Source organism: Roseateles paludis, from assembly GCF_039872745.1.
GTDB classification, from domain to species: domain Bacteria; phylum Pseudomonadota; class Gammaproteobacteria; order Burkholderiales; family Burkholderiaceae_C; genus Pelomonas; species Pelomonas paludis.
Genome location: NZ_JBDPZD010000005.1, coordinates 26,472 through 48,767, shown reverse-complemented (window position 1 = coordinate 48,767; position 22,296 = coordinate 26,472). Strand labels below are relative to the sequence as shown.

Below are 22,296 nucleotides of genomic sequence, written 5' to 3'. Positions count from 1 at the left end.
TTCTCGTCAGGATTCAGATTCGGGGGTAGCCAGCAGGGCTGCCACTTCGGGCGGCGTGAGCAGGCGGTCGGCGATCAGCTCGCCGGCGGTGATGTGGGCGCTGCCCAGGAAGGCGCGGGGCTCGGGGCCATAGACGCGCACGCTGGCAGCGTCCGGTGCAGAGACACGGCGGCGCTGGCCGGACAGAAAGCGTGCGGCGTCCAAGGCGCTCAGGCGCAGCTCGGGGGCGCTGGCCAGCAGGCAGTCGGGCGACTGCAGCAGGCCGGCGCGCGCCGCATCGGGCAAGGCCTCGATCTGCGCCAGGGTGATGGCGCCTTGCAGGCTCAAGGCGCCACTGCCGGTGCGGCGCAAGGCCGCGAGCGAGGCACCGCAACCCAGCCGCGTGCCGATGTCTTCGGCCAGGGTGCGGATGTAGGTGCCTTTGCTGCAGCGAACGTCCAGCGTCACGGTGCCAGCATGCATCTCGACGATGGCGATCTCGTGAATCGTCACGCGGCGCGGCTGGCGTTCGATCTCGACACCCTGGCGGGCGTATTCGTACAGCGCCTTGCCCTCGTGCTTGAGGGCCGAGTGCATGGGCGGAACCTGCTCGATCTCGCCGGTGAAGGCCTGGCAGGCGGCGGCGATCTGCTCACGGCTGATGCCATCGGCGTCGCGGCGCTCCAGCACCTCGCCTTCAGCATCGCCGGTGCTGGTGCGCACGCCCAGCGCCAGGGTGGCGAGGTAGCGCTTGTCAGCTTCCAGGCTGAGCTGGCTGAACTTGGTGGCCGCCCCAAAGCACAGCGGCAGCAGGCCGGTGGCGAGCGGGTCGAGCGTGCCGGTGTGGCCGGCCTTTTCGGCGCGCAGCAGCCACTTGGCCTTTTGCAGCGCGTCGTTGCTGGACAGGCCCAGCGGCTTGTCCAGCAGCAGCACGCCATGCAGCGCCCGGCGCTGGATGCGCGGGCGACCGCTGCGCGTCAAGGCGACGGGCGGCGTGGCGGGTGCCAGCACCTCAGTCATTGGGCTCCTCGGCGTCCAGCGCGCGGCTGGCATTGGCCTGGCTGATGAGGCTGCTCATTTCGGCCGCCCGCTCGGTGGTGCGGTCGAACTGGAAGTGCAGGCTGGGCACGGTGTGGATCTGCAGCCGCTTGAAGAGGCCATTGCGCAGGAAGCCGGCCGCTTCGTTCAGCGCCGTCTGCGTGGCGGCGGTGTCGCCCACCAGCACCGAGAAGAACACCTTGGCGTGCGCGTAGTCGGGCGTCACCTCCACGCTGGAGAGCGTGACCATGCCAATGCGCGGGTCCTTGAGCTCGCGGATCAGCTCGGCCAGATCACGCTGGATCTGGTCGGCCACGCGGAAGCTGCGGTTGGGGGTGGAGCGCTTGTGTCTCATGGGGCGTGGGTCTCAAAGAACAAACCCCGCCCCCTCTTGATGAGGGCGGGGTTGTGTTGAGGGTGGGCGGCGTCAGAGCGTGCGCGCGACTTCCTTGATTTCGAAGAACTCGAGCTGATCGCCCTCGGCGATGTCGGTGACGTTCTTGAGCTTGATACCGCACTCGAAGCCTTCCTTGACCTCGCGCACGTCGTCCTTCTCGCGGCGGACGGATTCGACCTCGCCGGTGTAGATGACGATGTTGTCGCGCAGCAGGCGGAAGCGCGCGTTGCGGCGCACCAAGCCCGAGGTGACCATCGAGCCGGCGACCGTGCCGATCTTGGAAGCCACGAAGACCAGGCGGATCTCGGCGGTGCCGAGTGCCTCTTCGCGCTGCTCGGGCGCCAGCATGCCGGACATGGCCTTGGTCACATCGTCCACGGCGTCGTAGATGATGTTGTAGTAGCGCAGGTCCACGGCATTGCCTTCGGCCAGCTTGCGCGCACCAGCATCGGCCCGCACATTGAAGCCGATGATGACGGCCTTGGAGGCCAGCGCCAGGTTGACGTCGCTCTCACTGATGCCACCGACCGCCGCGTGGACGATCTGCACCTTGACCTCGGCATTGCTGAGCTTGAGAAGCGAGGCGGCGAGCGCTTCCTGCGAGCCTTGCACGTCGGCCTTGATGATGAGCGGCAGGGTCTGCGCCTGGCCTTCGCCCATGTTGTCGAACATGTTCTCCAGCTTGGCGGCCTGCTGCTTGGCCAGCTTGACGTCGCGGTACTTGCCTTGACGGAAGGTGGCAACCTCACGGGCACGGCGCTCGTCGGCCAGCACCATGAATTCGTCGCCAGCCAGCGGCACGTCCGAGAGGCCCTGGATCTCAACCGGGATGGACGGGCCAGCCTCGGTGGTGGGCTTGCCGTTCTCGTCCAGCATGGCGCGCACGCGGCCGTAGGTGGAACCGGCCAGCACCACGTCACCACGCTTGAGCGTGCCCGACTGCACCAGCACGGTGGCCACGGGGCCGCGGCCCTTGTCGAGCTGGGCTTCGATCACGAGGCCCTTGGCCAGCGAGGCGACCGGCGACGTCAGCTCCAGCACTTCGGCCTGCAGCAGCACTTGCTCCAGCAGTTCGTCCACACCCTGGCCGGTCTTGGACGACACGCCGACGAAGGGCGAATCACCACCGAAGTCTTCAGGCACGACCTCTTCAGCGACCAGCTCGCTCTTGACGCGGTCCACATTGGCTTCGGGCTTGTCGATCTTGGTCATGGCGACCACGATGGGCACGCCCGCCGCCTTGGCGTGGTGGATGGCTTCCTTGGTTTGCGGCATCACACCGTCGTCAGCGGCGCAGACGAGGATGACGATGTCGGTGGCCTTGGCACCGCGTGCACGCATGGCCGTGAAGGCCTCGTGACCCGGGGTGTCGAGGAAGGTGACCATGCCGCGCGGGGTGTCCACGTGGTAGGCGCCGATGTGCTGGGTGATGCCGCCGGCTTCGCCTGCGGCCACGCGGCTGCGGCGGATGTAGTCCAGCAGCGAGGTCTTGCCGTGGTCGACGTGACCCATGACGGTGACGACCGGTGCACGCGGCAGTGCCTCGTGCTGCTGCTCGGCCGCCGTGCCCTCTTCTTCGAGGAAGGCATCGGGGTCGTCCAACTTGGCCGGCGTGGCCTTGTGGCCCATTTCCTCGACCACGATCATGGCCGTTTCCTGGTCCAGCTGCTGGTTGATGGTGACCATCTGGCCCAGCTGCATCAGCTTCTTGATGACCTCTGCGGCCTTGACCGACATCTTGTGCGCGAGGTCAGCGACCGAGATGGTCTCGGGCACATGGACTTCGATGATCTGCTGCTCGGCCGGCGGCGTGAAGTTGGACTGGCCATCCTCGCGGCCGCCACGGCCACCGCGGCCGCCGCGTGCGGGGGCGCGCCAGTTGGCTCCGCCACCCGGACGGCCGGCGCCCGGGCCGGCACCGATGGTCTTGAGGCCGCGCTTCTTGGCGGCATCGTCGGCCCAGCTGGACGACAGCTTTTCCGACTTGACGGACTTCTTGTCGCCGGGCTTGCCGGCACCCGCAGCACCAGCGGGGGCCGGAGCGCCCGCCTTCTTGTGGATGGTGCCCTTGATGCCCGGTGCGGCCTCGGCCGGCTTGGGTTCTTCCTTCTTGGCCGCGACGAGCACCTTCTTGGGCGCGTTCATCATGGCGCGGATGCGGGCGGCCTCGTCCTCGGCGGCCTTGCGGCGGCGCACCAGGTCGGCAGCCTTTTGCTTTTCCTCGGCCGCAGCGTCCACGGCCTTGACCACGCGCAGTTGCGGCTTGGGCGGCTCAACAGGCACGGGCGCCACGGCGGCGGGCGCCGCTGCAGCCTCGGGCTCAGCCACCGGCGCGGGCGCTGCCGCCGGCTCGTCCGCAGCAGCAGCTGCGGTCTTGCGGCGCGAGGAGGCCTTGTTAAGTGCAGCGGCTTCTGCGGCTGCGGCAGCAGCGGCGCGGCTGCGCGTTTGCGCGGCGTCGTCAGCACTGGGCTGGGTTTCAGCCGGCTCGGCAGCGGATGCAGCAGCGGCCTCGGCAGCTGCCTGGGCGGCCGCTTCAGCCGCAGCCTTGGCGGCGGCCTCGGCCGCTTCGCGGGCGGCGCGCTCGGCGTCTTCACGAGCACGCACCTTGGCGGCCAGCTCTTCTTCCTGGGCGCGCAGTGCAGCGGCTTGGGCTTGAGCTTCCTCTTCCTGGCGGCGCAGTTCGGCCTCGTCGGGGCCGGCGGCAACCTCTTCCACGGCCGGCGCATCGTCACGCTTGACGAAGGTGCGCTTTTTGCGAACCTCAACCTGGATGGTGCGTGCCTTGCCGGAGGCATCGGCCTGCTTGATCTCGGTCGTCGACTTCTTGACCAGGGTGATCTTCTTGCGCTCGGTGCCGGCGGTGCCGTGGGCACTGCGCAGGTGATCGAGCAAGCGCTCCTTGTCGACCTCGCTGAGCGCGTCGTCGACGGAGGACTTCTTGACGCCCGCGGCTTGCAGCTGCTCCAGCAGCGTGCTGACCGGCTTGTTCAGCTCGGCAGCGAATTGGGCGACGGTTGTCACAGCCATTGTGGAATCCTTGTTTATGCGTCGGTGCGGCGGCGTGTGGCTTGCGGGGCTCGTCTGGATCAAGCGTTGAACCAGTGTTCGCGCGCCTTCATGATGAGAGCCTTGGCGGCCGACTCGTCCATGGCGGCGATCTCGACGAGCTCGTCAACCGCGAGGTCAGCCAGGTCGTCACGGGTGTGGATGCCGCCGTCCGCCAGCTTGGCGATCAGCTCCGGCGTCACGCCTTCGAGGTCACGCAGGTCCTGGGAGACTTCCTCGACCTTCTCTTCGCGGGCGATTTCCAGCGTCAGCAGCGCGTCCTTGGCGCGGGTGCGCAGCTCGGTGACGGTCTCTTCGTCGAAGGCCTCGATCTCGAGCATTTCCTGCATCGGGACATAGGCCACCTCTTCGAGGCTGGTGAAGCCTTCGGCGATCAGGATGTCAGCCACTTCGGCGTCCACATCGAGCTTCTCGATGAAGAGCGTGCGGGTGCCAACGGTTTCCTGCTCCTGCTTGGCGGCCGATTCTTCCGCCGACATGATGTTGATGCGCCAGCCGGTCAGCTCGGACGCGAGCCGCACGTTCTGGCCGCCGCGGCCAATGGCGATGGCGAGGTTTTCCTCGTCCACCACCACGTCCATGGCGTGGCGCTCCTCGTCAACCACGATGGACTGCACATTGGCAGGCGCCAGCGCGCCGATCACGAACTGGGCCGGGTCTTCGCTCCAGAGCACGATGTCGACGCGCTCACCGGCCAGTTCGGTGGTGACGGCATTGACACGCGCACCGCGCACACCGACGCAGGTGCCGATGGGGTCGACGCGGCGATCGTGGCTCAGCACGGCGATCTTGGCGCGGCTGCCGGAGTCCCGGGCGCAGCTCTTGATCTCCAGCAGGCCTTGCTCGATCTCGGGCACTTCCTGGGCGAAGAGTTCCTTCATGAACTCGGGGCTGGAGCGCGACAGCATGATCTGCGGGCCGCGCTGGGTCGGGTCCACGCCCAGGATCACGGCGCGCACGCGGTCACCGCTGCGCAGGTTTTCCTTGGCGATCATCTCGTTGCGGCGCAGGCGGCCTTCAACGCGGCCCGACTCCACAATGATGTCGCCCTTGTCGAGGCGTTTGACGGTGCCCACCATGATGCGCTCGCCGCGCGACATGAAGTCGTTGAGCAGTTGCTCGCGCTCGGCATCACGGATCTTCTGCAGGATGACCTGCTTGGCAGCCTGGGCGCCGATGCGGCCGATGGGCACGGACTCGACAGGTTCCTCGATGTGGTCATCGACCTCGATGTCGGCAATCTGCTCCTGGGCTTCGAAAAGCAGGATTTCGGAGTCGGGGTTCTGCAGGCCGGCCTCGTTGGGCACCACATGCCAGCGGCGGAAGGTCTCGTAGTCGCCGGACTCACGATCCACGCTGACGCGAATGTCGGCTTCGCCGCCGTAGAACTTCTTGGTAGCGGAGGCCAGTGCCGCTTCCACCGCGCCGAACACGACGTCGCGCTCCACGCTCTTTTCGCGCGAGATGGCATCCACCAGCATCAACATTTCGCGGTTCATTGGTCAGGATCTCCGTCAGTCTTCTCGAGGCTTTGCTTCGACTTCGCGTTGGAAGTCGAAGCCTTGGATTTCTTCTTGGCCGCAGCAGCACCTGCGGGCTTGATCGGGCCACGCTGGCCCGGCTTGCGGTCGGGGGCCGGCGCGCCGCCCCGACCCTGGAAACTGATGACCGGCACCAGCTTGGCGTCACGCACTTCGTCGAGCGTGAAATCGAGCCCCTGGTCGTCGAACTCCAGGCGCCAGGCCTGGTCGCTCTCGACGCCAGGCTGCTGCACCAGCACGCCGCGATAGCGCTTGCGTCCCTGGAAGGGCGCCTTCAGCGTCACATCAATGGTTTGGCCGACAAAACGTGCGTAATGCCCGCCATTTCGCAGCGGACGGTCCAAACCCGGCGACGACACCTCCAGGCGCGCATACTCGTAGGCCTCGACCTCAAGCACGTACTGCAATTGGCGCGTGACGCGCTCGCAGTCGTCTACCGTGATCAGCTCGCCCGCCAGGGCTTGTTCAGGCAATTTGTCGATCGTGACGCGCAGCAAACCACCCGCGCTGCGTTCGCAGTCCACGAGCTCGTAACCGAGGCCGGTCACAGTGGTTTCAACGGCGGTTGACCAGGTCATCCAGGGCAGGTCTAAAAAAGTTCAAGCAAAAAAAATGGGCTGGAAGATTCCGCCCATCGCTTCAAATCGCAACGTTTCACTGCGCCCACCAAGGTTTGCAAGGGAAACCCGGCGTCCAGCGAAGCTCGGATTGTACTATGCAAGTGCCATGCCGGCAAGGTCGCGCCAGCGTTTGTCGCTTGGCATGACAGAATCGCCGCCCACTGATTTCCCAAGGAGACTTCGATGGGCTTTCTCGCCGGCAAGCGGCTGCTGATCACTGGCCTGCTGTCCAACCGCTCTATCGCCTACGGCATCGCCCAGGCTTGCCACCGCGAGGGCGCTGAGCTGGCCTTCAGCTACCAGGGCGAACGCTTCAAGGATCGGATCTCCGAGTTTGCAGCCGAGTTCGGCTCCAAGCTGGTGTTCGACTGCGACGTGACCACCGACGAGCAGCTCGAAGCCTTGTTCGGCCAACTGGGCGAGGTGTGGCCGGAGTTCGACGGTTTTGTCCACTCCATCGGCTTTGCGCCGCGCGACGCCATCGCCGGCAACTTCCTGGATGGGATGACGCGCGAGAACTTCCGCATCGCGCACGACATCTCGGCCTACAGCTTCCCGGCCATGGCCAAGCTGGCAGCGCCGCGCCTGCGCCAGGGCGCCTCGCTGCTGACCCTGTCCTACCTGGGCGCCCTGCGCACAGTGCCCAACTACAACACCATGGGCCTGGCCAAGGCCAGCCTGGAAGCCAGCGTGCGCTACCTGGCGGTGGCGCTGGGCGACAAGGGCGTGCGGGTCAACGGCATCTCGGCCGGCCCGATCAAGACCCTGGCGGCCTCGGGCATCAAGGACTTCGGCAAGCTGCTGTCCCAGTTCGCCAACCAGGCGCCCATCCGCCGCAACGTGACGATCGAGGACGTCGGCAACACGGCCGCCTTCCTACTGTCGGACCTGGCCAGTGGTGTCAGCGCCGAAATCGTCTATGTGGACGGCGGCTTCAGCCACACCGCGCTGGCCGACGCGCCGTAAACGTGCCTCAAGCCTCGGGCGCGATCTGCTCCGCGTAGTCGTAGAGCGCACCGAGGATCTCCTGCCCCCGGTCGTCGGCAGCCTCGCCAAGCTGGTCTAGCTTGTCCATATAGGCCGTCAAGGTCTGCGCGCCGCCGACACCGTCGTGCAGCCGTGCCGTGCAATGCGCCTGCCAGCGCGCCCGCTCGGTGCTTGAGAGCGTGCCGGGGAAGTTGCGCGCCCGGTAGCGGAACACGATCTCGTCCAGCCGCTCGTCCTGGAAGGCCAGCTTGCCCTGGGCGGCGCGGTCGGCCAGTTCCTGCGGCGACAGCGCACGCACGCGCTGCAGGCCCCGGCGGTCGTCGTTGCCGACAAAGCCGCCGTAGAGGTCCTCATCGACGTCCTGCGGCGGCAAGGGCTCGCGCTCGAACACCTCGGGCCACAGCCCGTCGAGCAGCCGCCCTTTCTGCGCCAGCAACTCGGCATGGCGCAGCCCCTGGGCACGGTCCAGCCCCCAGCGCTCGGTGATCTCGGGGCTGGGCAACTTGCCCAGCACGATGGGCGACTTGTTGACGTGGATGGTCTTGATGGGCAGCCGTGAGACGCCTTCGGGCAGATCCTCCTGACGCGTGAACATGCGCTGGCGGATGTCGGCCGCCTTCAGGTCCAGCAGCGCGGCCGGATCCGCCGCGCAGTCCCAGACGATCAGCTCGTTCTTGTTGGTGGGGTGCGGCGCCAGCGGCCAGACCAGGGCCAGCCCGCCGCGCTCGGCCGGGTACATGCCAGACACGTGCAGGAAGGGCCGACCCACGCCGATCTCGGCCCACACCGCCTCCTTCTTGCGCAGACGCAGGCAGAACTCCCACAGCTTGGGCTGGGCGCTTTTCAGCTTGCGGGCCAGATCGACCGTGGCGCGCACGTCGGCCAGGGCGTCGTGGGCGTCCTCGTGCATCAGGCCGTTGGCGGCGGTGAGGTGCTCCAGCTTGAAGCTCGGGCGGCCATCCTCGTGCGTGGGCCACTCCAGACCATCAGGGCGCAGCGCAAAGGCGCAACGCATGACGTCGAGCAAATCCCAGCGGCCGCAGTCGTTCTGCCACTCGCGGGCATAGGGGTCGATGAGGTTGCGCCAGAACAGGAAGCGCGTGACCTCGTCGTCAAAGCGGATGGAGTTGTAGCCCACCCCCACGGTGCCCGGTGCAGCCAGCTCAGCCTCGATGCGCGCGGCGAATTCATGCTCCGGCACGCCCTGGGCCAGGCAGTGCTGCGGCAGGATGCCGGTGAGCAAACAAGCCTCGGGGTCAGGCAGGAAGTCGGGCGCGGGCTGGCAGAACAGCATCACCGGCTCGCCGATCGGGTTCAGGTCCGCGTCGGTGCGTAGGCCGGCGAACTGGGCGGGACGGTCCCGACGCGGCACACGGCCGAAGGTTTCGTAGTCGTGCCAGAAGAAGCTCATGTCCCGCATGGTCGGCCACGATATCACCGGCCCGGCCGCCACCGGCTTGGGGGCCGCTGGCTTGGCAGATGGACGCGGGGCCGCTATGGTTGCCCTAACCGCCTGCTCTGGAGGACGACGATGAGGCGTGCACCGTATGCGCTTGCAAGCTCTGGCGCGACCGCCTGCCGTGACGGGGGCCTGCCGTGATCGCCGGGTGGGATGTCCGGCGGCGGCTGCTGGGGCTCAGCCTGCTGGGGCTGGCACTGGTGGTGGCGGTCAGCGCGGTGGGGTATTTCGCGCTGTCGCAGATGACGCAGTCGTCGGAGCAGCAGTCCCAAGCCAGCTCTGCCCTGCGGCACCAGATGGAAGCGGACATGATGCACGACACCCTGCGCAGCGATGTGATGGGCGCCCTTTACGCGGCCAGCAAGGGCCAGGCCGACGAGGTCGAGGCCATGCGCAAGGAGATACAGGAGCACTCGGCCGAGTTCCAGCAGCACATGGAGTCTCTGCGTGCGGCACAGCTGAGCACCGAGGTCACCGAAGGCGTGCGCCAGACGCAGGTGAAATTGAATGCCTATATCGCCAGCGCCAACGAGGTGGTGAACCTGGCCAGGAGCGACCGCCCCGCCGCCGAGGCCCGGCTGCCAGGCTTCGTCAAGGACTTCAAGACCTTGGAAGAGGACATGGCGGCCCTCAGTGACCTGATCGAGCGCCATGAAAAGCAAACGCAGCAGCAAAGCGACGCCCGCGCCGAGCGTGCGCGACTGACCCTGGTAGCCGCAGCCGTGCTGGGCGCAAGCCTGCTGCTGAGCATCAATTTCTGGGTGGGGCGCAGCATCACCCGCCCGCTGGCGGCGGCCATGCAGGCTGCCGAGACCGTGGCCGACGGCGACCTGACGCTGAGCCTCGACACCCGCGGCAGCGACGAAACGGCCAAGCTGCTGCAGTCGCTGCAGCGCATGAGCGAGGAGTTGTCGGGCATCGTCAGCGAGGTGCGCGCCAGCGCAGACTCCATCGCCCAGGGGTCAACCGAGATTGCCGGCGGCGGCCTTCACCTGAGTCAGCGCACCGAAGAGCAGGCCAGCAGCCTGGAGCAGACCAGCTCGGCGCTGGAAGAGATGACGGCCAATGTGCGGGGCAATGCCGACACCGCCGGGCGCGCGGCCGACCTGGCGCAGCATGCGGCCCATGTGGCGGCGCGCGGTGGCGAGGCCGTGGCGCGCGTGGTGGGCACCATGGGCGAGATCTCGACCAGCGCCAGCAAGATCGCCAGCATCATCGGTGTCATCGACAGCATTGCCTTCCAGACCAACATCCTGGCGCTGAATGCTGCGGTGGAGGCAGCCCGGGCCGGCGAGCAAGGGCGCGGCTTCGCGGTGGTGGCCAGCGAGGTGCGTGCGCTGGCACAGCGCAGCGCCGACGCCGCACGCGAGATCAAGGCCCTGATCGGCGACAGCATGGGCAAGGTGGAGGCCGGCTCCGCCCAGGTGACGGACGCCGGCAACACGGTGTCGGGCATCGTCACCGAGGTCGAGCGCGTCAGCGAGCTGATCAGCGAGATCAACGCCGCAAGCCAGGAGCAAAGCAATGGCATCGGGCAGATCAGCTCGGCCGTGTCCAGCCTGGACCGCATGACCCAGCAAAACGCTGCGCTGGTGGAGGAGAACGCGGCGGCAGCCGAGAGCCTCAAGCACCAGGCGAAGCGGCTGACCGAGCTGGTGGCCCGCTTCCGCCTTTGAGCCTGAGGGCCGCCCGAGGGCCTCAGCGCTTGCGCACCACCACGCTGCCGATCGAATAGCCGGCGCCAAACGAGCAGATCACACCCAGGTCGCCGGCCTGCAGGTCGCTGCGGTGCTCGTGGAAAGCGATCACCGAGCCCGCCGAGGCTGTGTTGGCGTAGCGGTCAAGGATCAGCGGCGCCACGTCGCTGCCGGCATCGGCCCCGACCAGTTTCTTGATCACGAGCTGATTCATGCCCTGGTTGGCCTGGTGCAGCCAGAAGCGCCGCACCTGGGCCGGTGCCTGGCCGAGCGCCGCCAGGTGCGCCTCGATGTGGGCCGCTGCCATGGGCACCACTTCCTTGAAGACCTTGCGGCCCTCTTGGTAGAAAGTCAGGTCCCGGTCCGCCGGGTCGCGGTCTTCGGCGCGGTTCATGAAGCCGAAGTTGTTGCGGATGTTGTTGCTGAACTGGGTCACCAACTGCGTGCCCAGCACCTCGAAGCCGCGGCCGGCCGGCACGTCGTCAGCCCGCTGCAGCACGAGCGCGGTGCACACGTCGCCAAAGATGAAATGGCAGTCCCGGTCGCGCCACTCCAGGTGGGCCGAGGTGATCTCGGGGTTGACCACCACCACGCAGCGCGCCGTGCCGCAGCGCAAGGCATTGGTCGCCTGCTCGATGGCGAAGGTGGCCGACGAGCAGGCCACATTCATGTCGAAACCAAAGCCACGTGCGCCCAGGGCCTGCTGGATCTCGATGGCCATGGCCGGGTAGGCCCGCTGCATATTGGCCGAGGCACAGATAACCGCGTCCACCTGCTCGCCCGCCACGCCGGCGTCGGCCAGCGCCTGCCGGGCGGCATCGACGGCAATCTCGGCCATCAGCGAGAGCTGATCATCACCCCGGGGTTCAAAGCGCGGGTACATCCGGGTCGGATCCAGCACGCCGGATTTCTCCAGCACGAAGCGCTGGCGGATGCCCGAGGCTTTCTCGATGAACTCGACGCTGGAATGCGTCAGCGCCTGGTGCGTGCCGGCCGCAATCGCGTCCGCGTGCAGCGCGTTCTGGCGGTCTGCATACGCGTTGAAGGCCGTCACCAACTCGTCATTGGTGATGACGTCGGCCGGCCGGAACAAGCCGGAGCCGCTGATCACCACACCTGGGAATGAAGCTTGCATACATCCTTTCAAGCCCCACAAGGGCCGCGCCTGGCATGAGTTTTCAGTTTATCGAGGCACCATGTCGGCCGTATTCGAAGCTGCCCCCGTGTTTTCCATGCGCCAGGATTCCCTACTCCCTCCCGACGACCCGCTGCGCCAGACCCTGCACAACGAGGTCCACGCCCGGCCCTCGGCCAGCCTGAAGCTGCCCGTCGTCGTCCACTATGTGGCCGTGCTCAACGAGGGCGTTGCCCGCGCCGACGAGCACGCCCACCTGTGCCGCCTGCCCGGCCAGGAGGCGCTGCCCCCCGAGGCCCTGGGGGCCAATTTCCTGCGGCTCAACTTCGAGGGCTTTTCGGTCAAGTGGGAGCGCCACACGGAGTTCACCCGCTACTCGGTCGTGCAGGCCCTGCCCGAGGGTCTGGACGCCACGCCCGAGAGCCTCGACGCCCTGCCCCCAGCCGTGACGGCAGACTGGCTGCGCGACGTGCCGGGGCGCACCTTTGCCGCCCTCAAGCTGGTGCTGCTGGAGCAGCACCTGGGCTCGCCGGGCAAGGTGGTGGCCGACGCGCGCACCTGGTTCGACGACAGCCCCATCGTGGCTTCGGTGATGGGGGCCGTGCAGGGTCAGGGGCACTCCGTCGTGGTGACGGACTTCCAGCTGCGCCCCACCGGCTGGGAGCACATGGTCGTCATCGCCGAACACGCCACCTCCGAGACCCGCGCCGGCCGCATCGCGCAGCGCTTGCTGGAAATCGAGACCTACCGCCTGATGGCCCTGCGCGCCCTGCCCGTGGCCAAGGCGCTGGGCCCCCTGCTGGGCCGCGTGGAAGCGGGCCTGGCCAGCATCACCGAGCGCCTGCACCAGCGTGACACCTCGGCCGACGCCTTGCTGGACGAGCTCATCGCGCTGGCCGCCCGGGTCGAGCACCTGACCGCCGAGCACCAATATCGCTTCAACGCCACCGAGGCCTACCACGCCCTCGTCCAGAACCGCATCGCCGAGCTGCACGAGGGCAAGTCGGGCGCCGCGCAGACCCTGGGCGAATTCATGCAGCGCCGGCTGTCACCCGCAATGGCCACCGTGGCACTCACGGCCCAGCGACTGACCGACCTGTCCCGCCGCATCGAACGCGCCAGCGCCTTGCTCCGCACCCGCGTCGACATCGCCACCGACCTGCGCAGCCAGGCGCTGCTGACCCAGCTCTCCGAAGGCCAGAGCACCCAGTTGCGCATGCAGGCCACGGTGGAGGGGCTCTCCATCGCCGCCATCACCTATTACGTGGTCAGCCTGCTGCTCTACGTGTTCAAGGCGCTCAAGCTGCAGGGCTGGTGGCCGCTGAGCCCCGAGCTCAGCGCCGGCATCGCCATCCCGCTGGTGCTGGCCGGCGTTTGGTGGACAACTCGCCGTATTCATCGCCGCTTCTTCGGGCATGGGCCTGCGGCATAGTCACCCACAGTCCTTCTAGCTGTTTGCCTTCCTCGCGCCATGGAAATCTTTGACTACGACAACATCCTGCTGCTGCCGCGCAAATGCCGCGTCGAGAGCCGCGCGCAATGCGACACCTCGGTCCAGTTCGGCCCCCACCGCTTCCGCCTGCCCGTGGTGCCCGCCAATATGAAGACCGTGGTGGACGAGTCCATCACCGAGCTGCTGGCGCGCGAGGGCTACTTCTACGTGATGCACCGCTTCGACCTCGACAGCCTGGCCTACGCCCGCGCCATGCGAGACAAAGGCCTGCTGGTGTCGCTGAGCGTGGGCGTCAAGCCGGCCGACCATGAGCTCGTCTCCCGCCTGGCCGCCGAAGGCGTTGGCGCCGACTACCTGACCATCGACATCGCCCACGGCCATGCCGAGAGCGTGCAACGCATGATTGCCCACATCAAGGAGCAACTGCCCAGCACCTTCGTCATCGCCGGCAACGTCGGCACCCCCGAGGCCGTGATCGACCTGGAGAACTGGGGCGCCGACGCCACCAAGGTCGGCGTCGGCCCCGGCAAGGTCTGCATCACCCGGCTCAAGACCGGCTTTGGCACGGGCGGCTGGCAGCTCTCGGCGCTCAAGTGGTGCGCCCGCGTCGCCACCAAGCCCATCGTGGCCGACGGCGGCATCCGCCACCACGGCGACATCGCCAAGAGCATGCGCTTCGGCGCCAGCATGGTGATGATCGGCTCCCTCTTCGCCGGCCACGAGGAATCGCCCGGCCAATCGGTCGAGGTCGACGGCAAGCGCTACAAGGAGTACTACGGCTCCGCCAGCGACTTCAACAAGGGCGAGTACCGCCACGTCGAGGGCAAGCGCATCCTGGAGCCCATCAAGGGGCGGCTGTCAGACACGCTGCGGGAGATGGAGGAGGACTTGCAGAGTTCCATCTCCTATGCCGGTGGCACGCAGTTGGCCGACTTGAAGAAGGTGAACTACGTGATTCTTGGCGGAGAGAACGCTGGCGAACATCTCTTTATGTAGGGGCTGAGGGGGCACGGCGATTCGGCAAAGCCAAAGGTACCGGAGAACGTTTGTTCATGTGATCGAAGATCGCCTGCGCGCAGCGCAGCAATGAGTTCCGGCACACAGGTAACCCGTTGGCAAGCAACGTCCTGCAGTCGGTGAGCGGCAAACGGGCGATGCACCGAAGCCCCACTACGACAACAGCGATTGCGCCACGGCTCGTAACGCCACCAGTCTTTGCTCGTCGCCTTTCGGTTGCTTCGGCATTGATGCTCCCCCTCAATGCGGGGGGGATGCGTTCTTGGGGGTGACGAAGCCCGTTCCACCGCAATTAGCATCCGCGTCGCTTCGGAACGAATACAAATGGGAGAGATGGATGAAATCATTGGCGAGGCGATTCGCGCTGCCCATCATTGCGGCGACGGCCATTCAAGGCTCACTGGCCTTTGCTGGCACAGCAACGGCGAGTTTCGGGAACGTGCATGTCAAGGCGTCGACCACGTTTACCCATGAGGACATTACCGCCAGCTTGGTTTTTGGACGGGCTGAAACATTCGCGGTTTCTCGATACTCTGACGTCCCACGAAGCGGCTACGTCCCCCTGGGTGAGACGTTCAACTCAATCCCGACGTTTGAGGCGTCCATCGGGCCAATCTCAGTCGTGACAGCAGGGGCAGTTGCGACAGCTCAATCGTGGGCGGGCCACGCTTTTGACCTCACCCAAGCTGGCTGGTCAGGCTCTGTGTCTGCGCACTCAACCTCAGCCCATGCCAGGGTGGAGTCGATGCTGATTGGCCGAATTGAGTTCGACCTCGCCCCGGATTCGTCGGTATCAGTATGGGCGGACAGTCTGAAAGCGACCCTTGATATCGAAGACGCGGCAGAGAGTCTTGGCGGCTCGGTCAGTCTCACCCTGATTCCACTAGACTGGTCCCTTGGGAACACCGTCGTTGCGAGCGAAGACTATTTCAACGGCAAACACGATTCGACGACGGCGTGGAGCTTCGGCACGACCTACACAAACTATTCGCTTTCCGCCAAACGCATCCTTCTGGAAGTCACGGCAACCAGCTACGCCACCGGCGTGCAGGTTGTCCCTGAACCCGCGTCGGCACTGCTATTCAGTCTTGGCATCGGCGTGATCGCTCTCGGCTGCCACCGCCGCAGAACTGCGCGCTCGCTATAGCAAAATCCGGGCATTGCCGCCCAAGCACGGGGCGATTCCGCAAGGAGTCGCCCCGTTGCCTTTCACACCCCACCATGACCGAACTCGCCAAGTCTTTTGAGCCCGCCGCCCTGGAAGCCCATTGGGGCCCGACGTGGGAGGAGAGTAGCCTCTACGCCCCGACGCTCGACGCCAGCAAGCCCTCGTTCAGCATCCAGCTGCCGCCGCCCAATGTGACGGGCACGCTGCACATGGGCCATGCCTTCAACCAGACGGTGATGGACTCGCTGACGCGTTACCACCGCATGCTGGGGCACAACACCCTGTGGGTGCCCGGCACCGACCACGCGGGCATTGCCACGCAGATCGTGGTGGAGCGCCAGTTGCAGGCCGCCGGGCAGAGCCGGCATGACCTGGGGCGCAAGAACTTTGTAGCGCGGGTGTGGGAGTGGAAGCAGCAGTCGGGCAACACCATCACCAGCCAGATGCGCCGCCTGGGTGACTCAGTGTCATGGGCGCACGAGTACTTCACCATGGACGAGAAGCTGTCCACCGTGGTGGTCGAGACCTTTGTGCGGCTCTATGAAGAAGGCCTGATCTACCGCGGCAAGCGCCTGGTGAGCTGGGACCCGGTGCTGCAGTCCGCCGTGTCAGACCTTGAAGTGAGCAGCGAAGAGGAAGACGGCTCGCTCTGGCACATCCGCTACCCGCTGGTGGATGGTTCGGGCTCGGTCGTCGTGGCCACCACGCGGCCTGAGACCATGCTGGGCGACGTGGCCGTGATGGTCCACCCTGAGGACGAGCGCTATGCCGGCTTGATCGGCAAGCTGGTGCAACTGCCGCTGACGGATCGCCAGATCCCGGTGATCGCCGACAGCTATGTGGACAAGGAATTCGGCACCGGCGTCGTCAAGGTCACGCCCGCGCACGACACCAATGACTACGCCGTCGGCCAGCGTCATGGCCTGGCGATGATCTCGGTGCTGGACCTGCAAGCCCGCATCAATGACAACGCGCCCGAGGCCTACCGTGGCCTGGACCGCTTTGTCGCCCGCAAGAAGATCGTGGCCGACCTGGACGCCCAGGGCCTTCTGGTCGAGGTCAAGAAGCACAAGCTGATGGTGCCGCGCTGCGAGCGCACGGGCCAGGTGATCGAGCCCATGCTGACCGACCAGTGGTTCGTGGCCATGACCAAGCCGGGTGCTCAGGGCAAGAGCATTGCCGACGGCGCCATCGAGGCCGTGGCCTCGGGCGACGTCAAGTTCTTCCCCGACCAGTGGGTCAACACCTACAACCACTGGATGAACAACCTGCAGGACTGGTGCATCTCGCGCCAGCTGTGGTGGGGCCACCAGATCCCGGCCTGGTACGACGAGGACGGCAAGGTCTACGTGGCGCGCAACGAGGCCGAAGCGCAGGCCAAGGCCCCAGGCAAGACCCTCAGCCGCGACCCCGATGTGCTGGACACCTGGTACTCGTCGGCCCTGGTGCCCTTCTCCACCCTAGGCTGGCCCGAGAAGACCCTGGAGCAGGACCTCTTCCTGCCGTCCTCGGTGCTGGTCACCGGCTACGACATCATCTTCTTCTGGGTCGCCCGGATGATCATGATGACCAAGCACTTCACGGGGCAGGTGCCGTTCAAGCATGTCTACATCCACGGCCTGGTGCGCGACTCGCAGGGCCAGAAGATGAGCAAGAGCGAAGGCAATGTGCTCGACCCCGTGGACCTGATCCAGGGCTGCGACCTGGAGCTGCTCACGCAGAAGTCCACCACCGGCCTGCGCAAGCCCGAGACCGCGCCCAAGGTGGCTGCGCGGGTGAAGAAGGAGTTCCCCGAAGGCATGCCGGCCTACGGCGCCGATGCACTGCGCTTCACCATGGCCAGCTATGCGAGCTTGGGCCGGAACGTCAACTTCGACACCAAGCGCTGCGAGGGCTACCGCAACTTCTGCAACAAGCTCTGGAACGCCACGCGCTTCGTCTTGATGAACACCGAGGGCCAGGACTGCGGCTTCGCCCATGAAGGCGGCCACTGCCCCAAGGGCTACAACGAGTTCAGCCAGGCCGACCGCTGGATCGTGTCCGAGTTGCAGCGCGTGGAAGCCGCCGTGGCCCAGGGCTTTGCCGAGTACCGGCTCGACAACGTCGCCAACAGCCTCTACAGCTTCGTCTGGGACGAGTACTGCGATTGGTACCTGGAGATCGCCAAGGTCCAGATCCAGACGGGCAACGAAGCCCAGCAGCGCGCCACGCGCCGCACCCTGATCCGCGTGCTGGAGACCACCCTGCGCCTGCTGCACCCCATCGCCCCCTTCATCACAGAAGAGCTGTGGCAGACCGTCGCCACCGTGGCCGCGCGCAAGACGAGCGAGTTCCTGGCCGGCGCGCCCTACCCTCAGGCACAGCCCGAGCGCATCGACCCTGCCAGCGACGCCTGGATGGCGCGCCTCAAAGAGGTGGTGGGCGTGACGCGCAGCCTGCGCAGCGAGATGAGCCTCAGCCCGGCCGAGCGCGTGCCCCTGCTGGTGGGCGGTGACCTGAGCTTCCTGCGCGAGGCGGCGCCGGTGCTCAAGGTGCTGGCCAAGCTCTCAAGCGTCGAGCTGATCGAGGACGAAGCCGAGTTCGCCAAGCAAAGCGCCAGCTCGCCCGTGCTGGTGCAAGGCGCAGCCAAGCTGGCGCTCAAGGTGGAGATCGACGTCGAAGCCGAACGTGCACGCCTCGACAAGGAGATCACCCGCCTGGAAGGCGAGATCGTCAAGGCCAATGCCAAGCTGGGCAACGAAAGCTTTGTGGCCCGCGCCCCGGCGGCCGTGGTTGAGCAGGAACGGGCCCGCGTGGCCGACTTCAGCGCGACCGTTGTCCGGCTGCGCGAACAGCGGGCACGTCTCGGCTGAGGACTTCGTCCACCCGTCGGGCAATCGCCCAGGCTGCCCGCGTGGCGGCCTCGCGGGTCTGGTTGGCCAGGCGCTCGGTGACGCGCACGCCACGGCGGCGCGCCAGCGGGCGCCCTGCTTCCAGCCAGGACGGATCCAAGGCATCGAACCAGATGCTGCGGATGGCGCCGCGATTCAAGGCGTCGGTCAGCGCCAGCTCGTCAAACAGCATCGAGGGGCTGAGAGCGACCCAGACCTGGTCCATGCGTGTGTGCGACAGCACCCGCGCGCTCAGCACGCCACGAAAGCGCTCGTAGCTGGGTAGCAGCACCACCACGGCATCCACAGTCTGCAGCAGGTCCATCAGGCTGAGCGGCTCCACGCCCCAGCGCGACCACTCGTCGTCACTGGCGTGCAGCGAAGGGTCATAGCCCATCACCCGCGTGCCAAAGCTCGCCAGCAGCGGTGCCAGCACCTGGGCCACGGGTGTCATGCCGATCAGCCCGACCGTCGCGCAGCCGAGCTCGCGGCCCAGCTTGGGCCCGCCGTCGGACGGGTTTCGGAACATGTCCAGCAGCGCGCCAACGGCAAACTCGGCCTCGGCGTTGGCGCTCGACCACACCACCCGCGCCACCTCGACACCTCGGGCGCGGCACAGGTCCTGGTCCACATTGACCATGTCGCCCTGCAGGCGCGCCACGATGCAGAGATCGTCGGCCGATTCCAGCAACCGGGCGTCAATAGGCAGGTCGGGCGGCGCGATCAGCGCGCGCGCACCCGCCACCGCCGCACGCAGCGCCAGTGGGTCAGCAACCAGTTCAGGGGCGAAGCGCGCGTCGTGCCGTTCTGCCAACCACTGCACAACTTCGGCGTCGAGCGCTTCCAACATCAGTACCGTCAATCGGGCTCTCCGTCATACCGCGATGCAACAATCGCCGCGGACTCAAGCTTCGAAGAGTGTATTCATGCCCATCTCCAGCGTCACCAAAGCGATCTTCCCAGTAGCAGGTCTTGGCACCCGCTTTTTGCCGGCTACCAAGGCGCAGCCCAAGGAAATGCTGCCCGTTGTCGACAAGCCTTTGATCCAGTACGCCGTCGAGGAGGCCTATGCGGCCGGCGTACGCGAAATGATCTTCGTCACCGGCCGTCACAAGCGCCCGATCGAGGACCACTTCGACATGACCTTCGAGCTCGAGGTCGCGCTCGAGCAGTCCAACAAGCAGGAGTTGCTGGAGGTCGTGCGCAGCGTCAAGCCCGACGACATGGAATGCATCTATGTGCGCCAGGCCCAGGCCCTGGGCCTCGGCCATGCCGTGCTGTGCGGCCAACGCCTCGTCGGCAACCACCCCTTTGCCGTGCTGCTGGCCGATGACTTGATGGTGGGTGAGAAGCCCATCCTCAAGCAGATGGTCGAGCAATACGGCGAATGGCGGGCCTCCATCCTGGCCGTGCAGGAAGTGCCCGCCGAGCACACGCGCCGCTACGGCATCGTGGCTGGCACGCCGGTCAATGACCACCTGGTGGACGTGACCCGCATCGTTGAGAAGCCGGCGCCAGAAGTGGCCCCGTCTCGCCTGGGCGTGGCGGGCCGCTACATCCTGACGCCCGGCGTCTTCCACGAAATCGCCAACCAGCCACGCGGCGTGGGCGGCGAGATCCAGCTCACCGACGGCATTGCCGGCCTGCTGCGCCGGGAAAAGGTGTTTGCCTACCGCTACGAGGGCAAGCGCTACGACTGCGGCAGCAAGGAAGGCTTCCTGCAGGCCAATGTCGAGCTGGCCCTCGCCCACCCCCAACTAGGCCCAGGCTTCCGCGACTTCCTCAAGACCCTCGATCTCTGACTCGACACCGCACTGGCGACTACCCAGCGACTACCGTGGAACCGGCTCCGCCGGGCCACTGGTAGTGCCCCCTTGAGGGGGCGCGCGTAGCGCGTAGGGGGTGGGCCGATTTCAGCGTCGCTTGAGGACGTGGATGTATTCCTCGTCCAGATGCGTCTGGTCGAGGAGTTCATGGCCCGTCTGGCGGCAGAAGGCCTGAAAGTCACGCGTGGAGCCGGGGTCGGTGGCCACGACGCGCAGCAGCTCGCCGCTGGCCATCTCTGACAGCGCCTTCTTGGCCTTGAGGATGGGCAGCGGGCAGTTGAGGCCCCGGGTGTCGAGTTCGCGATGCACTTCCATGGTGGTGCGTCCGTCCGTCGTTTGTTCGGTCATTCGGTCAATCGGTGGAAGCAAGGTCGAGCCACTGCGGCTCGATGCCGCGCTGGCGCAACCAGGTGGCCATGGCCTGGCCCGTGCCTTGAGGCCAGCATTTCACCTCAGTCGGCAACAGCAGCTTGACCTCGGCCAGCTCGGGGGAGAGCTGAATCTCGCCATGCGCTTGCGCCGCATAGGCAATGATGATCTGGTTGAGGCGCTTGAAGTCCCAGACGCCGAGCAGGCTGAGCGCATCCACCTGCAGCTGCGTCTCTTCGGCAATCTCGCGGCGGATGCCTTCTTCGGGCGACTCGCCGGCCTCCAGGAAGCCCGTCACCAGGCCAAAGAAGCGGCCAGGCCAGGCGCTGTTGCGGGCCAGCAGCACCCGGCCCTCGCGGTCTGTGCATTCGATGACGGCCGCCAGCACCGGCGTCGGGTTGTTCCAGTGCGTGAAGTCGCAGTTGGGGCAGCGCAGGCGCACCCGCTCACCACCGTCCTCCGTCGCCGCGCGCGGCGCCAGCTCGGCCCGGCATTGCGGGCAGAACCGAAAGGCGCTCATGCGGGGAAGACCCCGGTCGAGAGGTAGCGGTCGCCCCGGTCGCAGACGATGAAGACCAAGGTAGCGTTCGTGAGTTGGCGGGCCAGCTGCAGCGCCACCCAGCAGGCGCCGGCCGCCGAAATGCCGCAGAACAAACCTTCCTCACGCGCCAGCCGCCGGGCCATGTCCTCGGCATCGCCCTGGCTCACGTAGACCATCTCGTCCACGTGGCTCGGGTCATAGATCTTGGGCAAATAGGCCTCGGGCCATTTGCGGATGCCGGGGATGCGCGAACCCTCCTGCGGCTGCGCGCCGACGATGCGGACCGCCGGGTTCTGCTCCTTCAGGAAGCGCGAGGTGCCGGTGATGGTGCCCGTGGTGCCCATCGCGCTGACGAAGTGCGTGATCTGCCCGGCTGTGTCCTGCCAGATCTCGGGGCCGGTGGTTTCGTAGTGGACGCGCGGGTTGTCGGGGTTGGCGAACTGGTCGAGCACACGGCCCTTGCCGTCGTGCGCCATCTGCTCGGCCAGGTCGCGTGCGTACTCCATGCCGCCGGTCTTGGGCGTCAGGATCAGCTCGGCGCCGAAAGCCTTCATGGTCTGCGCACGCTCGATGGAGAGGTCCTCCGGCATGATCAAGACCATGCGGTAGCCGCGCATGGCGGCAGCCATGGCCAGTGCAATGCCGGTGTTGCCCGAGGTGGCCTCGATCAGGGTGTCGCCCGGCTTGATCTCGCCACGCTCCTCGGCCCGCCGGATCATGCTGATGGCCGGACGGTCCTTGACCGACCCAGCGGGGTTGTTGCCCTCCAGCTTGGCCAGCAGCACATTGCCGCGCGCATCGGGCCCCAACACCCGCTGCAAGCGGACAAGCGGCGTGCGCCCGATGGCGTCTTCCAGGGTCAGGTAGGCGGGGCGTGCAGTCATGGGGGCGGATTGTGGCAGCCGCCCGATTCACCCTGCTGCATAATGCGCGCCTTCTCGCCGTGATGGCGAGTGACACCGAAGACGGGCCCGAGTGGCGGAATCGGTAGACGCAGCGGACTCAAAATCCGCCGCCGAAAGGTGTGCCGGTTCGAGTCCGGCCTCGGGCACCAACCGTCTTCAAACCTCAGTGTCTGCCCCCCGCGCAAACCGGGGCTGGCGACACTCATGCGGCACAAATCGCTGGCTTAC

17 protein-coding genes, 1 tRNA gene and 1 pseudogene are annotated in these 22,296 nt (G+C 66.6%); 8 read left to right on the top strand and 11 right to left on the bottom strand.

Going from position 1 to position 22,296, the window contains the following annotated elements; translation table 11 throughout:
• Positions 1 to 6 precede the first annotated feature (6 nt).
• The 5 genes and pseudogenes from truB to rimP form a co-directional block, all read right to left on the bottom strand.
• Positions 7 to 999 (bottom strand): tRNA pseudouridine(55) synthase TruB, encoded by a 993-nt coding sequence (truB, locus tag ABDJ85_RS15835; protein WP_347705766.1) that lies wholly within the window; start codon positions 997 to 999, stop codon positions 7 to 9.
• Positions 992 to 1,372 (bottom strand): 30S ribosome-binding factor RbfA, encoded by a 381-nt coding sequence (gene rbfA / locus ABDJ85_RS15830; protein ID WP_347705765.1) that lies wholly within the window; start codon positions 1,370 to 1,372, stop codon positions 992 to 994. The genes truB and rbfA overlap by 8 nt, the downstream gene beginning before the upstream one ends.
• 72 nt (positions 1,373 to 1,444) lie before the next feature.
• Positions 1,445 to 4,441, bottom strand: a complete 2,997-nt coding sequence (gene infB, locus ABDJ85_RS15825; RefSeq protein WP_347705764.1) for a translation initiation factor IF-2 — start codon at positions 4,439 to 4,441, stop codon at positions 1,445 to 1,447.
• Positions 4,442 to 4,500: 59 nt separating this feature from the next.
• Positions 4,501 to 5,979 carry a transcription termination factor NusA gene (gene nusA / locus ABDJ85_RS15820; protein ID WP_347705763.1) on the bottom strand — a complete coding sequence of 493 codons (1,479 nt, stop codon included), beginning with the start codon at positions 5,977 to 5,979 and terminating at the stop codon, positions 4,501 to 4,503.
• Between the two features lie 128 nt (positions 5,980 to 6,107).
• Positions 6,108 to 6,599: pseudogene (gene rimP / locus ABDJ85_RS15815) on the bottom strand (ribosome maturation factor RimP); the annotation flags it as partial.
• Between the two features lie 225 nt (positions 6,600 to 6,824).
• Between rimP and fabI the strand changes: the two are divergent.
• The gene (gene fabI, locus ABDJ85_RS15810) at positions 6,825 to 7,607 is read left to right on the top strand and encodes an enoyl-ACP reductase FabI (protein WP_347705761.1); all 783 of its coding nucleotides are present in this window, start codon (positions 6,825 to 6,827) and stop codon (positions 7,605 to 7,607) included.
• A 7-nt stretch (positions 7,608 to 7,614) separates the two neighbouring features.
• On the opposite strand, the gene sbcB is transcribed toward fabI, so the two are convergent.
• Entirely contained in the window at positions 7,615 to 9,048 is a 1,434-nt protein-coding gene (gene sbcB / locus ABDJ85_RS15805) for an exodeoxyribonuclease I (protein WP_347705760.1), read from the bottom strand.
• A 176-nt stretch (positions 9,049 to 9,224) separates the two neighbouring features.
• Between sbcB and ABDJ85_RS15800 the strand changes: the two genes are divergently transcribed.
• A complete protein-coding gene (locus ABDJ85_RS15800) occupies positions 9,225 to 10,763 on the top strand; it encodes a methyl-accepting chemotaxis protein (RefSeq protein WP_347705759.1) in 1,539 nt (512 codons plus the stop codon).
• 22 nt (positions 10,764 to 10,785) lie between these two features.
• Here the strand turns inward: ABDJ85_RS15800 and ABDJ85_RS15795 are convergent, their stop codons facing one another.
• Positions 10,786 to 11,919 (bottom strand): beta-ketoacyl-ACP synthase III, encoded by a 1,134-nt coding sequence (locus ABDJ85_RS15795; RefSeq protein WP_347705758.1) that lies wholly within the window; start codon positions 11,917 to 11,919, stop codon positions 10,786 to 10,788.
• A gap of 61 nt (positions 11,920 to 11,980) precedes the next feature.
• Between ABDJ85_RS15795 and ABDJ85_RS15790 the strand changes: the two genes are divergently transcribed.
• The 4 genes from ABDJ85_RS15790 (at position 11,981) to ABDJ85_RS15775 (ending at position 18,409) form a co-directional block, all read left to right on the top strand.
• On the top strand, positions 11,981 to 13,351 hold the full coding sequence (locus ABDJ85_RS15790) for a DUF3422 family protein (RefSeq protein ID WP_347705757.1): 1,371 nt from the start codon (positions 11,981 to 11,983) through the stop codon (positions 13,349 to 13,351).
• A 39-nt stretch (positions 13,352 to 13,390) separates the two neighbouring features.
• Positions 13,391 to 14,368: a GMP reductase gene (locus ABDJ85_RS15785; RefSeq protein WP_347705756.1), complete on the top strand. Its 978-nt coding sequence runs from the start codon at positions 13,391 to 13,393 to the stop codon at positions 14,366 to 14,368.
• Between the two features lie 358 nt (positions 14,369 to 14,726).
• Positions 14,727 to 15,536, top strand: a complete 810-nt coding sequence (locus ABDJ85_RS15780) for a PEP-CTERM sorting domain-containing protein (protein ID WP_347705755.1) — start codon at positions 14,727 to 14,729, stop codon at positions 15,534 to 15,536.
• A 74-nt stretch (positions 15,537 to 15,610) separates the two neighbouring features.
• Positions 15,611 to 18,409, top strand: a complete 2,799-nt coding sequence (locus tag ABDJ85_RS15775) for a valine--tRNA ligase (RefSeq protein WP_347705754.1) — start codon at positions 15,611 to 15,613, stop codon at positions 18,407 to 18,409.
• On the opposite strand, the gene ABDJ85_RS15770 is transcribed toward ABDJ85_RS15775, so the two are convergent.
• The gene (locus tag ABDJ85_RS15770; RefSeq protein WP_347705753.1) at positions 18,360 to 19,277 is read right to left on the bottom strand and encodes an NAD(P)-dependent oxidoreductase; all 918 of its coding nucleotides are present in this window, start codon (positions 19,275 to 19,277) and stop codon (positions 18,360 to 18,362) included. The two genes, ABDJ85_RS15775 and ABDJ85_RS15770, sit on opposite strands and share 50 nt — an antisense overlap.
• Before the next feature lie 76 nt (positions 19,278 to 19,353).
• Between ABDJ85_RS15770 and galU the strand changes: the two genes are divergently transcribed.
• A complete protein-coding gene (gene galU / locus ABDJ85_RS15765; protein ID WP_347705752.1) occupies positions 19,354 to 20,229 on the top strand; it encodes a UTP--glucose-1-phosphate uridylyltransferase GalU in 876 nt (291 codons plus the stop codon).
• Between the two features lie 111 nt (positions 20,230 to 20,340).
• Here galU and ABDJ85_RS15760 read toward each other — a convergent pair whose 3' ends face one another.
• From ABDJ85_RS15760 to cysM, 3 genes are read right to left on the bottom strand one after another with little or no spacing between them, the layout of a single operon-like run.
• Positions 20,341 to 20,568, bottom strand: coding sequence for a sulfurtransferase TusA family protein (locus tag ABDJ85_RS15760; protein ID WP_347705751.1), 228 nt, complete (start codon positions 20,566 to 20,568; stop codon positions 20,341 to 20,343).
• A gap of 37 nt (positions 20,569 to 20,605) precedes the next feature.
• A complete protein-coding gene (locus ABDJ85_RS15755; protein ID WP_347705750.1) occupies positions 20,606 to 21,142 on the bottom strand; it encodes an NUDIX domain-containing protein in 537 nt (178 codons plus the stop codon).
• Entirely contained in the window at positions 21,139 to 22,047 is a 909-nt protein-coding gene (cysM, locus tag ABDJ85_RS15750; protein ID WP_347705749.1) for a cysteine synthase CysM, read from the bottom strand. The genes ABDJ85_RS15755 and cysM overlap by 4 nt, the downstream gene beginning before the upstream one ends.
• A gap of 85 nt (positions 22,048 to 22,132) precedes the next feature.
• Between cysM and ABDJ85_RS15745 the strand changes: the two genes are divergently transcribed.
• Positions 22,133 to 22,217, top strand: a tRNA-Leu gene (locus ABDJ85_RS15745).
• The last annotated feature ends 79 nt before the right edge of the window (positions 22,218 to 22,296 follow it).

Excerpts from the sequence above, each read along its gene's own strand:
- ABDJ85_RS15790 (WP_347705757.1), top strand. The coding sequence starts at position 11,981 with ATGTCGGCCGTATTCGAAGCTGCCCCCGTGTTTTCCATGCGCCAGGAT.
- ABDJ85_RS15795 (WP_347705758.1), bottom strand. The coding sequence starts at position 11,919 with ATGCAAGCTTCATTCCCAGGTGTGGTGATCAGCGGCTCCGGCTTGTTC.
- ABDJ85_RS15755 (WP_347705750.1), bottom strand. The coding sequence starts at position 21,142 with ATGAGCGCCTTTCGGTTCTGCCCGCAATGCCGGGCCGAGCTGGCGCCG.
- fabI (WP_347705761.1), top strand. The coding sequence starts at position 6,825 with ATGGGCTTTCTCGCCGGCAAGCGGCTGCTGATCACTGGCCTGCTGTCC.
- ABDJ85_RS15775 (WP_347705754.1), top strand. The coding sequence starts at position 15,611 with ATGACCGAACTCGCCAAGTCTTTTGAGCCCGCCGCCCTGGAAGCCCAT.
- sbcB (WP_347705760.1), bottom strand. The coding sequence starts at position 9,048 with ATGCGGGACATGAGCTTCTTCTGGCACGACTACGAAACCTTCGGCCGT.
- nusA (WP_347705763.1), bottom strand. The coding sequence starts at position 5,979 with ATGAACCGCGAAATGTTGATGCTGGTGGATGCCATCTCGCGCGAAAAG.
- infB (WP_347705764.1), bottom strand. The coding sequence starts at position 4,441 with ATGGCTGTGACAACCGTCGCCCAATTCGCTGCCGAGCTGAACAAGCCG.
- galU (WP_347705752.1), top strand. The coding sequence starts at position 19,354 with ATGCCCATCTCCAGCGTCACCAAAGCGATCTTCCCAGTAGCAGGTCTT.
- ABDJ85_RS15770 (WP_347705753.1), bottom strand. The coding sequence starts at position 19,277 with ATGTTGGAAGCGCTCGACGCCGAAGTTGTGCAGTGGTTGGCAGAACGG.
- ABDJ85_RS15760 (WP_347705751.1), bottom strand. The coding sequence starts at position 20,568 with ATGGAAGTGCATCGCGAACTCGACACCCGGGGCCTCAACTGCCCGCTG.
- ABDJ85_RS15780 (WP_347705755.1), top strand. The coding sequence starts at position 14,727 with ATGAAATCATTGGCGAGGCGATTCGCGCTGCCCATCATTGCGGCGACG.
- ABDJ85_RS15785 (WP_347705756.1), top strand. The coding sequence starts at position 13,391 with ATGGAAATCTTTGACTACGACAACATCCTGCTGCTGCCGCGCAAATGC.
- cysM (WP_347705749.1), bottom strand. The coding sequence starts at position 22,047 with ATGACTGCACGCCCCGCCTACCTGACCCTGGAAGACGCCATCGGGCGC.
- truB (WP_347705766.1), bottom strand. The coding sequence starts at position 999 with ATGACTGAGGTGCTGGCACCCGCCACGCCGCCCGTCGCCTTGACGCGC.
- rbfA (WP_347705765.1), bottom strand. The coding sequence starts at position 1,372 with ATGAGACACAAGCGCTCCACCCCCAACCGCAGCTTCCGCGTGGCCGAC.